The organism is Lacrimispora sp. YZC11 (assembly GCF_057543815.1).
Genome location: NZ_BAAJYQ010000006.1, coordinates 459146 through 472837 on the forward strand (window position 1 = coordinate 459146; position 13692 = coordinate 472837).

The 13692-nt window shown below is 45.0% G+C and carries 12 protein-coding genes; 1 reads left to right on the forward strand and 11 read right to left on the reverse strand.

The window, feature by feature from the left end:
- Positions 1 to 72: 72 nt before the first annotated feature.
- From ilvD to AC27IJ_RS08435, 6 genes are read right to left on the reverse strand one after another with little or no spacing between them, the layout of a single operon-like run.
- Positions 73 to 1731 carry a dihydroxy-acid dehydratase gene (gene ilvD / locus AC27IJ_RS08410; protein WP_312442383.1) on the reverse strand — a complete coding sequence of 553 codons (1659 nt, stop codon included), beginning with the start codon at positions 1729 to 1731 and terminating at the stop codon, positions 73 to 75.
- 48 nt (positions 1732 to 1779) lie between these two features.
- Entirely contained in the window at positions 1780 to 2484 is a 705-nt protein-coding gene (locus AC27IJ_RS08415) for an ABC transporter ATP-binding protein (protein WP_054789387.1), read from the reverse strand.
- Between the two features lie 3 nt (positions 2485 to 2487).
- Positions 2488 to 3255 (reverse strand): ABC transporter ATP-binding protein, encoded by a 768-nt coding sequence (locus AC27IJ_RS08420; RefSeq protein ID WP_312442381.1) that lies wholly within the window; start codon positions 3253 to 3255, stop codon positions 2488 to 2490.
- A complete protein-coding gene (locus AC27IJ_RS08425) occupies positions 3255 to 4121 on the reverse strand; it encodes a branched-chain amino acid ABC transporter permease (RefSeq protein WP_487148370.1) in 867 nt (288 codons plus the stop codon). The genes AC27IJ_RS08420 and AC27IJ_RS08425 overlap by 1 nt, the downstream gene beginning before the upstream one ends.
- 12 nt (positions 4122 to 4133) lie before the next feature.
- Entirely contained in the window at positions 4134 to 5006 is an 873-nt protein-coding gene (locus AC27IJ_RS08430) for a branched-chain amino acid ABC transporter permease (protein ID WP_312426891.1), read from the reverse strand.
- Between the two features lie 26 nt (positions 5007 to 5032).
- Positions 5033 to 6250, reverse strand: a complete 1218-nt coding sequence (locus AC27IJ_RS08435) for an ABC transporter substrate-binding protein (RefSeq protein ID WP_312442378.1) — start codon at positions 6248 to 6250, stop codon at positions 5033 to 5035.
- A 383-nt stretch (positions 6251 to 6633) separates the two neighbouring features.
- Between AC27IJ_RS08435 and eda the strand changes: the two genes are divergently transcribed.
- Positions 6634 to 7587 (forward strand): bifunctional 4-hydroxy-2-oxoglutarate aldolase/2-dehydro-3-deoxy-phosphogluconate aldolase, encoded by a 954-nt coding sequence (gene eda / locus AC27IJ_RS08440; RefSeq protein ID WP_312501434.1) that lies wholly within the window; start codon positions 6634 to 6636, stop codon positions 7585 to 7587.
- A gap of 135 nt (positions 7588 to 7722) precedes the next feature.
- On the opposite strand, the gene AC27IJ_RS08445 is transcribed toward eda, so the two are convergent.
- The 5 genes from AC27IJ_RS08445 to AC27IJ_RS08465 all read right to left on the reverse strand — a co-directional run bounded on the left by AC27IJ_RS08445 (position 7723) and on the right by AC27IJ_RS08465 (position 13691).
- Positions 7723 to 9093, reverse strand: a complete 1371-nt coding sequence (locus tag AC27IJ_RS08445; RefSeq protein ID WP_312442375.1) for a PQQ-dependent sugar dehydrogenase — start codon at positions 9091 to 9093, stop codon at positions 7723 to 7725.
- 94 nt (positions 9094 to 9187) lie between these two features.
- A complete protein-coding gene (locus tag AC27IJ_RS08450; protein WP_312442374.1) occupies positions 9188 to 10033 on the reverse strand; it encodes a 2-oxoacid:ferredoxin oxidoreductase subunit beta in 846 nt (281 codons plus the stop codon).
- A complete protein-coding gene (locus AC27IJ_RS08455) occupies positions 10034 to 11701 on the reverse strand; it encodes a 2-oxoacid:acceptor oxidoreductase subunit alpha (RefSeq protein WP_487148374.1) in 1668 nt (555 codons plus the stop codon).
- Positions 11702 to 12017: 316 nt separating this feature from the next.
- Positions 12018 to 12716, reverse strand: a complete 699-nt coding sequence (locus AC27IJ_RS08460; protein ID WP_487148376.1) for a hypothetical protein — start codon at positions 12714 to 12716, stop codon at positions 12018 to 12020.
- 15 nt (positions 12717 to 12731) lie between these two features.
- A complete protein-coding gene (locus AC27IJ_RS08465) occupies positions 12732 to 13691 on the reverse strand; it encodes an ABC transporter permease (RefSeq protein WP_487148378.1) in 960 nt (319 codons plus the stop codon).
- Position 13692 lies beyond the last annotated feature (1 nt).

Below are 13692 nucleotides of genomic sequence, written 5' to 3' on the forward strand. Positions count from 1 at the left end.
GATCCTTTTTCCCAATTTTATCACACATTGTCAGAATATACACGAGATTTCAGCATAGTCGTTTAAATGCATTCAGTCGTCCCAAAATACAGTTGCTCCACGGTGCGCTGAGGTACAATTCTTGCGGTAAAGATTTAACCATCCCTTAGCCGGTTTATGAACGGGTTCGAAACGTTTTCTTCTGTCAGCAAATTCCGCTTCTGTCACATCTACCGTCAGCATTCTCGCCTCAACATCGATATAAATCATATCTCCGTCTTTAATCAAAGCCAGGTTTCCGCCTTCATAAGCCTCCGGACTCACATGTCCGATTGCAAGACCGCCGGTTGCTCCCGAAAATCTGCCGTCCGATACAAGGGCAAGCCGGCTGCCAAGTCCCTTTCCGAGAACAGCTGCCATAAATGTCTCCATATGGGGCATTCCCGGGCTGCCCTTTGGCCCTTCATACCGGATAATTACAACATCGCCGGCCACAATTTCATCCCTTAAAATCGCATTCCAGGCATCGTCCTGAGAATCGTAACATTTGGCCGGTCCTGAAAATTTCCATGCTGCCGGATCTACCGCACTGAATTTGACAATCGCACTGTCCGTTCCGATATTGCCGTGAAGAACGGCAAGTCCACCCTGTTCATGGATGGGATTTTCCACAGAATGAATCACATTCATATCCTTATTTTCAGCAAGTTTCGCCTTATCACCGATGGTGCCGAACATACCGCCTGCTGCCGTATCGATTTTCCCTGCTTTGACAAGTTCCTTCACAACAGCCCCAAGCCCTCCGGCCGCATCAAATTCTTCCATTGTATAAGTTGGATGATTGGGATAAATGGTGCTGATAACCGGCACTTCACGGCTGACTTTATCAAAGGTTTCTGGGACAATATCGCATTTTACCTGACGTGCAAGTGCCGGGATGTGAAGCAAGCTGTTGGTAGAACCTCCCGTTGCCATCATATAGCGTACGACGTTCTCAAAGCTCTTTTGTTCTATAAAATCACTTGGCCGTCTTTCTTCCTTTACTGCCTCCACAACCTTTTCAGCCGCTTCCCTTGCCATCTCATGCCACCGGGGGGTCTGGCTGCGGACACTGGCGTTACCGTGAGGAGAAAGACCAAGAACTTCGGCCATGGCGCACATGGTATTAGCCGTTCCCATAAAGGGGCAGGCTCCCGGAGTCGGGCAGGCATTTCTCACGATTCCCTTGTAATCCTCTTCGCTCATATCACCCGCAATGTAGGCTGCATAAGCCTGCTTTGTATGGGTCAGAGTCAGCATTTTCCCCTTATAATGACCTGCCGCCATGTATCCGCCTGTAAGCATAACGGTTGGAATATCCACCCTCAAAGCGCCCATGATCATACCCGGAACAACTTTGTCACAGGTTGCCATGATAATCATGCCTTCCAGCATGTTTAATTCTGCAACCGTCTCCACTTCACTCGATACTAAATCTCTGGCCGGAAGTGTGTAACGGTCACCCGGTGTATTGGAGCAAATTCCGTCACAGACACCGGTGATAGGAAGTTCCAGTGCAAGTCCACCTGCTTTATAGATTTCCTCCTTCATCTCTGCAATGACATCTTTAAAGGGGAAATGTCCCGGATTCATTTCATTCCATGAGTTTATCAGGCCGATTATAGGTCTGGCCGCATCCTCAGGCGATATTCCCATCGCATAAAGCAGTGTATTGCGATGATCCATAGACTCTTCATTCCATTGACGTATCATCTTTATCCTCCTGTCATTATCCCTAAAATGATACCTGGCAACGCTGTATCAGCCTCCCAGATAAGCTTTCCTTACAACATCAGACTTCATCAGTTCTTCACCTGTTCCGCAGATGTTTACCATACCGTTTTCAAGAACATATGCTTTGTCACAGATAGAAAGCGCTTTTCTCGCATTCTGCTCAACGAGCAGCACGGTAATTCCGGAATCCCGGATCTCCTTAATTAAATCATATACCTGGTTTACAATAATTGGCGCAAGTCCAAGGCTGGGTTCATCAAGCAGCAAAATCCTGGGGTGCTCCATAAGTCCTCTGCTGATAGCCAGCATCTGCTGCTCGCCGCCTGAGAGAGTTCCGGCAAACTGGTGCTCTCTTTCTTTCAGAATAGGGAAACGCTTAAACTGCTCTTCGATATCTTTTTCCAGCTGTTTTCTATGATGTAAATACCCGCCGACCAGCAGGTTATCACGAATGGTGAGGCCTGAGAAGGTTTTACGTCCTTCCGGCACGTGTACAATTCCTTTCGCAACGATTTTGCTTGACTTGGAAGGTATGGGCTCCCCCAGGAATTCAATGGTTCCCTCTACCGGCTTTACCAGACCGGAAATGGTCCGCAGGAGGGAGGTCTTTCCGGCTCCGTTGGAACCGATGATGCTGACAATCTGCCCTTCATCCGCTTCCACATGGACCTTTTTCAGTGCCCTGACATGACCATAGGTGACGCTTAAATCCATTACTTTCAGCATTGCCATGTGTTATCCCTCCTCCTTTCCAAGATACGCCTCAATTACTTCTGGATTTCTCTGTATTTCTGCAGGGGTACCCACTGCAATCGTCTTTCCGAAGTTCTGGACATGAATGATGTGTGAAATGGTCATAACCAGCTCCAGCCTATGTTCTATCAAAAGAATTGCAAATCCAATATCTTTGGAAAGTCTTGAAATCAGCTCCGTCAATTCCTGTACCTCTGTAGGATTCAGTCCGGCAGCCGGCTCATCTAAGAGCAGTACCTTTGGATTACACGTCAGCGCCCTTGCGATCTCAATACGGCGCTGCATGCCATAAGCCAGGTTTTCCGGCCGTTCATTCTTAAAGTCAGCCATTCCCACCATTTCCAGGTAATGTTCACAAAGTTCAATTCCTCTCTTTTCCTCGCTTTTGCGTTTCGGTGTTGGAAAAAGGCCTCCGATTATGGAATACTTCGCCTGGGGATCAAATGCGCACATAACATTCTGCAGCACGGTAAGTCCCTTAAATAAGCGGATATTCTGAAAGGTGCGTCCCATTCCTTCTCTCGTAACAAGATATTGTTCTTTTCTGGTTACATCCTTCCCATCCAACATCACCGTTCCCTGATCCGCCGTGTATACATTGGAAATAACATTGAAAATAGTTGTTTTCCCGGCTCCGTTAGGTCCGATAATTCCATGGATCTCTCCCGCATCTGCACGGATAGAAAAATCCTGAATAGCCTTTACACCGCCAAAGCTTTTATAAATATTCTTAACTTCCAGCAAGCTCATCAGTCTTCCTCCTTCTGCAGCTTTACCCGGCCTTTTCCTCTTCTTAACAAATCTGCAAGCTCATACTCGCCCAAAAGTCCCGAAGGTTTAAAGTTGATAATTAACAATACCAGGATTGCATAAATAATGCTTCTGTAATTTGCAAGCCCTCTTAACACCTCCGGGAGGCCGCTTAAGATTGTTGCTCCCAGGATTGATCCTGTCAGGCTGTTCACACCTCCGAAGAATACCATGATTACCCAGTCGGCGCTCTTCTTCCAGCCGAAAATGCTGGGATCTACGTATGTAATATAGAAAGCATACAGGCAGCCGCTGAAGGAGGTAAGGCCAACGCTCAATAGGAACGATGTGATTTTGATTTTTGGGACATTGATTCCCATGGCCTTCGCCGCAAGCTCATCTCCCCGGATTGCAATGCACTGACGTCCATATTTACTGCTTTTAAACCAGTTTACCAGTAGGATTGCAATGACTGCAAACGTGAATGCCATCAGCGTTGTGGTTTTTTTCGGAATACCGATGAAACCGGAAGCGCCGCCTGTAAGCTTAGTCGTTCTGTTCAACAGAGCGTTAATCGCCTCTCCAAATCCAAGTGTAACCAGGGATATGTAATCCTTCCTTAACCTCACGGTTGGAATACCCACCACAAAGCCAATACCAACCGCGATTATAACAGCCGCAATACAGGCAAGAGGAAACGGAACGTTCAGTTTTACGACAAAAATACCGGATACATAAGCTCCAACTGCCATGAATGCCGCCTGCCCAAGGCTGAACATTCCCGTAAGTCCCGTCAGAACATACACGCCCGCAACTGCAACAAGCGTAATACATATCTGCGTGAAAATATTCATGTATAATACCATTGTGAGTACCCCCTATGCCTTTTCCTGAATATTGCTGCCGGCAATTCCGCTTGGGCGGAGTAACAAAAACACCAGCATAATAAGGAAAATAAATACCGGGGTGTATCCCGAACCCACAGTACTGATTAATAGTGTCTCAAGCAGCCCGAGAAGCACGGCTCCGATGATCGCACCCGGCAGACTTCCCAGACCTCCGATTACCGAAGCAATAAATCCTTTTACTACCAGACCGCCCAGAGTCGGATACAATGTGTAGTTAATGCCCAGAAATACACCTGCAAGTCCGGCAAGAGCACCTGAAACAATAAACGCAAACTGAATAATCCGTGTAGCATCAATACCCATCAGGTTCGCAGTATCCCTGTCAAAGCTGACGCTTCGGAGCGCCCTGCCGATTCTGGTTTTCTGAATAATATAGGCCAGTACAAGGAGTGCAACAGCACTGGTGCAGAACATCAGGAGATCTGATGTAGAAACAACAACCGACCCAAACTTAATTGCCGCCTTTTTAAAGAACTGAGGATAGCTGTAAAAATTTGCTCCAACTTTCACGGTAACAAGTCCTTCATACAGCGTTCCTAATGTAATAGAGGAAACGAAAAAGTATACGGAAGAGCTGTTACGCTGTATAATACGGCGAAATGCCACAAATTCTCCAATCAGTGCAATGCAGCCGCCCGTTACTATCGCAACCAGAATTGTCGGAATCAACCCCAGTCCTTTGGAAGCTACCAAAAAGTATCCAACAAACGCACACAGCGTCATGGTAGCACCATGAGAGAAATTTGAAAACTTTAATACATTAAATATCAATGAAAAGCCCGTCGCAATCAGCGCGTAGACAGATCCCGTCGCAAGGCCGTTGATTATAATCTGCAGTGACATGATATGCCTCCATCCATTTAAAAGCTTTAGTTATCTGCGCTGAATCTTTCCAACATCTTTGGTGTTGTTCCTTCATAGGTAAACATAACCATATCAAGACCGGTAGTCATATGAGTCTTTGGATCAATGGAGATATTTCCGGTAAGGCCTTTAAAATCCTTTACATTTTCAATCGCAGTACGAAGAGCAGCAGGGTCATCTGTTCCTGTTTCTTCCAGACTCTTAGCGGCAATTTTAACGATGTCATATCCAAGGAAAAACTTGTTGGTAGCTTCTATCCCTGTTTTTTCTTTAACCGCTGCAATCATTTTCTGAAGCTCCGGCTCCGTGTCATCCACATTGTTAATGCAGTATACGCCATCACTGCTTCCGCCAAGCATAGTGTTGAAAGGCGGACATGCATCCAGGCCGCAGATGATTGCGCCTTCATATCCCAGCGCACGTGCTGCCGTAACAATGTTTACAAGATCCTTGGTGTAGTTTGGTGCATAGATGGCATCAACATTTGCATTCACGATAGGGGACAGTAAGGTTTTAAAGTCTGTATCGTTTGCATTATAAGCAACCTGCTGTTTTCCATCAACCGTACCGCCGTTTTCAGTAATTGTGGAAATGAAAGGATCTTTCAAAGAAAGCGAGTAGGCATTACTTTCATTATAAATAACGCCGAAGGTCTTAAAGCCGTTCTTCATAGCGTACTTTGCCATAATGGCTCCCTGTTGGATCGCATTGGGCTGAAAACAGAACATGTTCTTATATGGAGTGCCATCCGCCTTAAGCTGTGCGCTGGGATCCATGGCAAGGCCCATAACCGGAACTTCATACTGCTCCGAGGTTTCCTTAATAGCCAGAGCGATATTTGCAACAGGCGGTCCTACGATAAGGGAAACCTTGTCAGAAGTAACCGCTTTTGTATATGCATTAATAGCTTCTGTTACATCCGCCTTGGTATCATAGGTGTTCATAACAAGCTTTTTCCCTTTTACTCCGCCATTCTCATTGATTTCATCCACGGCCCACTGTGCTCCTGCCTCTACCATCTGGCCTAGGCTGGAAGTAGCGCCCGTAATGTCCTGGAGACATCCGATTAAGATTTCTCCATCTGTTGCCGTTCCCCCCGCTTTGGTTTCCGTTCCTGTTGATGCTGCATTTGCAGCGGTGGTTGAAGGTGTCTGGGAACTCCCGCATGCCGCCAGATTGAATGTCATCAGACCCGCAAAAATAATTGCTATTGCTTTTTTCATATAAACTTCTCCTTTTCTCTTTTGAAAGAATAAGCACCCTTTTCAGATACTTTCCTCCGTTTTTTCGTGATACTTTGACAATTTCCCTTCTAATCCTCAATATGTTATCGTTTTCATACTGATTTTTAAAAAATTTAAAGAGTACATTTCGCTATATTGCTCAAATATCCACTCTTTAAATCCAAAAACATCATACATCTTTTTTATATTTATGTCAATATATCAAAAAAAACTTTTTTTAATATTTATTTCGTATATGAAAAGGTTGTCATATACGGCGTTTTTTATGTCTTTTTGTTGACAACTATAAAGATGTGAGTATAATTTAGATAAACAGGATTGATAAAACACTATAAATTATTGCAATTAAGGAGAATTCAACTATGAATGAAATTCTGAATAGAATTCAAAAAATCGGCATTATGCCGGTTGCAGTACTTGATGATGTAAAAAACGCGGTTCCTCTTGCAGAGGCTCTCTGCAGCGGGGGGATTCACTGTGTAGAAATTTCCCTCTCCACCGACGCAGCCGAAGAATCCATTCGCATAATGACAGAACGGTTTCCGCAAATGCTGATCGGAGCCGGCGACATTCTGACAGCCGAACAGGCCAGTCTCGCAGTTAATGCAGGAGCAAAATTTATCATAAGTCCGGAGTTCTCATCATCTGTTGTAAAATATTGTATCGACAGGGCCATACCAGTAATACCGGGTGTTTCCACTCCGGACGATGTTGAAACGGCAATCTCATTTGGGCTTGACGCTGTAAACGTTTCCTCTGCCGGACAGGATAGGGGCCTCCATATGAGCCAGACCATGTATTCATCCTATAAACACATAAACTTCATTCCGGCTGACGGCATTAATGAGAAAAACAGCAGTTCCTATCTGGCTTTCGATAATATTCTGGCTTGCAGCTTGGTGGTGGAACAGGAATTGATTCAAGCAGGGGAATTTGAAAAAATACGCGATCTGACAACGAAGGCCATCCAGACTATGCTGGGTTTCGAATTCACCCATATCGGGATAAACCTCAGTACCGATGCGGAAGCAGACAAAACAGCGGGAATATTTGAGGAAATGTTCGGATTTCAAAAAAAATCAGGAGCCGGTTCTGTATTCGCCGGTTCTGCCATTGAATGTATGAAACCTCCTTACTTCGGTACGAAAGGTCATATCGCTATCGCTACCAACTCCATTGTCCGTGCAAAAAATTATTTTGAAACAGCAGGTTATAAGTTCAATGAAGCTTCTGCAAAATTCAATAATAATAAAATGATTGTAATCTATTTTGAAGAGGAAGTCGGAGGCTTTGCTGTTCATATTCTTCAGAGGTGATTTGAACTGATAGAATGTGTTTCGAAATTAAAAGGACGGATTTATCCAGTCCTATAAGACAAAATTAAAGCCACAAGCATTCATGCCTGCGGCCTATAAATGGAGATAGTTGGATAAGCTGGGATTATTCTATTCCTACAAATCCGTCCTGGTCACTCTCCAGATGACCCCCGTATTCGGAATAAACGCATCCGGGTTCCCCTGAATATTCAGTCCGGTATCTACGATATACATTGCTCCGTCAGGACCGAACGACAGATGGGCCAGTCTCTCAAGACCTCCTCCGTTTGACAAAGAGGACGGAAACCCCGTTCGATTGATGGCAAACGTGCTGATGGTCCTGGATTTCATATCGATTTTGGATATTCTGTGTCCTGCATTCGCATAAGATATGGTATCGCCGACCTGGGTGCGTATGGTGCTGCCATATTCAGCGATGTACACATCCCCATAGGGACCGAATTTGGGATTATAGTTAAATTCAAATCCCCTTATGGAGGAATTGGGCGGAAATGTCACATAGGGCCTTGGGGGGACATTTGGCTGATTTTTAAAGAGAAGAGAAGGCTGTACACCTCCGCTAGGCGTAAAACGCGGCGAATTTACGGGTTCGCCTCCGGAATAATCCGGCCATCCATACCACAAATTAGGTGTAATATAATAAAAATCATCCGTAGCATTCTCAATGGGCCTGCTTCCCACTGCCTGATAACCGTTATTGACCGCATACAACTGGCCGCTGAAGTCAAATCTTAAGTAAGAAGGATTTCTGAATCCCCATGCGACCTGTTCTAAATTGGAGCCGTCCAGATTTGCCCTTAGAATGCTTCCCGATGCCTTGATATACCGCTTTCTGATCTCGTACTCTGTATTCTGAATGCCATAGGGAGAAAAAGCCCCCGTTAAAGCGATATCATCCGGTAAACCTTCTGTCAGTATATTATTTGTTGCGTAGTTTTGTCCATGAAGCATGACGTAATCTCCTGTGTAATCACACAGAAGCGGAGAAACGGTCACCCACTCATTGTCATTCCCAACGACACCGCTGTTAGTCACCGTTCCCTGCCCGAAATACATCTTATTATCCGGAGAAAAGGCGACCGGACTGTTATAGTTATCGCCGTTGCTGGGCAACCCCATAATGATATTCTGCCTTGTACCATCTTTGTATATCTTTGTGATAAATCCTCTGTGAGATACGTAGATCACGCCGTTTAAATAATTAATCCCTGATATGGGGGTAACAAAATCATCTGCGATCGTTTCAAACTGACCATTGATTATCTGTAATATCCGGGGATTTCCGGTAGCCAAACCGGAATCAGCCACCAGGATCTCCCCGTTCTCATTAAAGACCATCCCAATCGGAGAATTCAGATTTTTTATATATACTTCTATCTGATAACCTCCGACGATATAGATATCAGATGGATTCAAATACCTTTCCGCAAAACCATTGTCTTCATTGCAGGAGCTGATTTTTCTCCCATTACTGTTATAGAACATTGGCTTTATCCAGAAATTTTATTATTACATTATATTCATTTTTGTTAAAATTATACAGTTATGGGAAATAATGCAGCAAGCTTATTTTATAGAATTATATAAAGCTGTGAATCAGGTCCTTGAGCACGCTTTCCTCTGTTTTTTGTTCTATCAGCGGCAGTCCGTCTTTTAAAAGCCTGTTTTTTCGGTGGAACTCCATTTTTTCTTCCCGATAGAGGATGCCGGTGGGGATTTTTTCACTGACTTCCATCGACATTTTAATGGCTTCCAGCCGATCCGTCGGGTCATAATCATCTCCAAGAGGCGCCGCCATATTTTTATAGTAGGCAAAGGTATTGATTTTGTTGAAGGTGATGCAGGGCTGCAGGATATCCACAAACGCATACCCCGGATAAAGGATGGCCTCCTTCATGATGCTCACCAGCTGCTTTGAATCACCGCTGAAGCCTCTCGCAACAAATCCTGCTCCCGAAGCAATGGCCAGGAGCACCGGATTTAAGGGCGTATTTCTGTTGCCATCGGTCTGAACTCCCGTAATGAGCCCTTCACCGCTGGTGGGTGATGCCTGCCCCTTGGTCAGGCCGTATATCTGATTGTCATGAACAAAATGTGCGATATTGACATTCCTTCTTATGTTGTGAATAAAGTGGTTGCCTCCTTCGCCGTAAGAATCCCCGTCTCCGGAATTTACTATGACAGTGAGCTTTTCATTGGCTATTTTAGCGGCAACTGCAGCCGGAAGGGCCCTTCCGTGAAGCCCGCAGAAGCTGTTGGCGCTTAAATACTGAGGTGTTTTCGCTGCCTGACCGATACCTGCCACCATCAGCACTTTATTTGGCTCTATGCCCAGCTCCTCTAACGCCGTTTTCAGGCTGTTTAATATGGAAAAATTTCCGCACCCCGGACACCAGGCTGTTTCATAAGTTGTGAATTTATCCATCTACTTGGAACCTCCTTCCAACACCTGCTTTGCAATTTCTTCTCCTGATATCTGTCTGCCGTCATATTTCAAAATGCTCTTATGGCATTCTATGCCTGTCTGCTCCCTTATGAGAGAGGCCAGCTGTCCCGTGGCATTCTGTTCTACGTTGATTAAGGTCCTGTCCTTTGCATAGATGTTCAGTTTTTCCTGAGGAAGGGGATAAATATCTCCAAACACCAAAGCACCATAGCTTCCATCCCCGTTTTTATTCAGCAGGGATACGGCTTCCCTGATGGGACCATAGGTAGAACCCCAGCCCAGGAGAAGGGTTTCACACTGCTCTTCTCCCATAAACTCCGGCTCCGACAGCTCCCGGATAAGGCCTTTTAATTTTCTCATCCTCTTATCCACCATTTGATTCCTGACTTCTGCCGATTCCGTTATCCAGCCTCTTTCATCATGCTCATCACTGTCAGCGGCCACAAGATGGCTGGTCAGTCCCGGGATAAGCCTGGGAGAGATACCGTCCTCCGTTATCCTGTAACGCAGATACTCCCCTTCCGCTTCTCTGGCATGGCTGATCAGTTCCAGCCCGGATGTGTCAAAGGGCTTCACACAGGCCGTTGTATCTCCCAGATATTGATCACTGAGCAGTATGACAGGAATCTGGTATTTTTCCGCCAGGTTCAGCGCCCGGAAGGTCTGATAAAAAGCATCCTCATGATTTCTCAAGGCTATGACCAGCCTGGGAAATTCCCCCTGTGATGCAGAAATAACGAACTTTAAATCGCTTTGCTCTGTTCTTGTGGGGAGACCGGTCGCCGGGCCGGGCCTCTGCACATCCACGGCCACCAGTGGAATCTCCGCAATGCCGGAAAATCCCAGTGCTTCCACCTTTAAGCAGAAGCCGCCTCCGCTGGTCCCGGTCATGGCCCTTGCTCCCGCATAAGAAGCACCCAATGCCATATTGACCGCGGCGATCTCATCTTCCGCCTGCTCCACCACGATCCCCGCATCATGTCCCACAGAAGCCAGATATTCCAAAACAGCCGTGGAAGGAGACATGGGGTAAGCGGAATAAAACTTTAGCCCTCCGGCCACCGCACCAAGTCCCAGGGCCTTACTGCCTGAAATGAGCATGTAATCCTTATATCCGCCATCCAGATGCTTAAATTTCGCTTCAACGGCTGTGTATCCTGCTTCAGCCGCCTTTACATTGACCTCAAGGATCTCTTTCTTCATGACACCGGCCATGACTTCTCCCGCATATGTAAATGGCTCGCCAAAGAGCTTCAATACCGCGCCCACCGCCACGCTTCCAGAAGCCTTCACATTCCCCAGTTCTTTCGCTATTTTATTCATGGGAAGCTTAATGACTCTGGAATCCTCATCCGGATAAGCAAAGCTGCTGTCACATAATATAAATCCTTTGGCCGTCAGTTTATGCTTATGCAAATCAATGGTTTCCTCATTTAAGGCAACGATCCCATCCAAAACATCGCTGTGTGAAGTTATTTCCTCCGTCCCGAAGCGAAGCAGGGAAAAATTGTGCCCGCCGCGCACGCGGGACATGAAATCTCTGGTGGTATAGATATAATAGCCGGAACGCTTCAACAGCTTTTCCAGAATTGCGACCGTGGTATCAATGCCCTGCCCGGCAGCACCACCAATCAGAATATTATACATAGACTTTCCTCCTTTTGAATTTTGACTAATTATATCTTATTTTTGCAATATTATCAATATTCCTCTTGAGATGCTTGAAATATTTGTATTGAGTTTGTTAATTTTTTATTTATTTCGACAAAATATTTAAAAATTAATAATTTAACAGACCAATTACCGAACCAGCTCGTAGTATTTTCCTTTTTTCCGCAGAATCATGGTGCTTCTTTCATCTGGTTCCTACAGAGCCATATGACAAGAGTCTGCCCCACTGTGAAAGGGCAGACTCTGTATGATTTTGCAGACCTTCTTCATCGAACAAGATTGATAATTGCAATTAGTCCGCAACTTCGGCTGTTCCTTCGGACTTATCAACCGTGAAATCCATTGGCTTATAACCATTGGCATGAAGTTGGAGCTTAAATGTCAAGCCATTTGATGAAGTACCATAAAGCCCGTTCGGGTTGCCAAGGTAATGTCCTGACTCGGAAATCTTGTTATCGAAATGAATGGTTTTCTTTTCTCCGGCATCAATAGCTAAGTTATCTAATTTTACATAATAACCTTCGACTTTGTTAGTTTCTTTTTTATCGATAATCGTAAAATAGATCTCAAACTTGTCAATCGGTTTGGAGCCGGTATTCTGTAGAGTAATTTCAAGATGATCCGATACGTCTTTTTTATCAGGGCCGACATTATCCTCTACCCGTATATCTTTAATTTCAATTGGCAAAGTGGTTGTGTTGGTTTCCCTTATTGGATTTTCGGCAAAGAGAGGATTCGAGTCGTCCTTGTCACTAACTCCATTTCCGTTGGTGTCCGAAGCATAGGGGTTTGTACCAAGCACTTTCTCTGCAGCATCCGGAAGTCCGTCGCCGTCAGTATCAATCTGGTCTCCCGTTGAGGATGGAGCCGTATTTTGTATGCTTTTGGGCGGTGTCGTGTTTTGTGCGTTTGGTGAATTTTTGCTGCATCCGGCCAGAGCCAATATGGTGCAAAGCATGCACAAGGGTAATAAATAGAATTTCTTTTTCATGGGGAATCCTCCTGTTTATTCTTCAAATATATCTTCACGCCTAAGAAGTATCATAGCCGCGCAAAGCCACAATATAATACATGGAGCCAAAAGCGCGGCAACATCAAACCATTTGATAGCCACAACTCCCAACGCTGTATTCTTGTCAAATCCCGTCTTTACATTTAAAAGTGCAAAACCGGCGCGTTCGTAATGCTTTGTAGGCGAACATTCCTCAATCCCATCCCGGAGCGTTTCATAAAACTTAAAGCGATCCAGTACCTTTTGAGAATCTGCCTTATTCATGCCCATAGAGGCGAAAAAGCCTCCGGGAAGTTGATTATCCATATCCATCGTATCGCCAATCTGCGGAAAGATGAAAGAAATAATCAGCCAAATCAGCACGGTAATCAATAGCGCCTTATTTCCGTCCCGGACGAGTATCGCCATAAAGAGGCCGAGCAAGAGGAAAAATGCCATGTATAGAAAAGAGATTACGAAAAACAAGCCTTGCCTTGCTATATCATCGACTGTAATAGGGGCATGACTGATTACAATGACAGCCAACAGTGTAATCACAAATGAAAATAAGGATATAAGCATCAACAGAACAAGATTTCCAATCACCTTACCATTCAAAAATCCGTCCCTATATATCTGACGGGAAAGGATGAGGCGCATGGTTCCCCCTCGCCGCTCCTTGACGATTGAGGCATTCCCCAGCACAATTGCCATCAACGCACCCAAAAGCCCGATATAATTCGCAAAATTCTTTGAAGCTGAAAGTGGGTTAAAAGATGGCGGTGGCGGTAATTCTGTTTTTCCTAAACTTTTCAAAATACTAACCGACTGGTTGTAACTTTCTACGTTGATTTTTATCTGAAATGAGCCTAACACCACTGACACAATAATCAGAAGGAGCAGCATGGACAATAAGGTGATAAATAATTTGTTGCGAAATGCGTCTATCATTTCTTTTTTTGCCAGTATCAACATA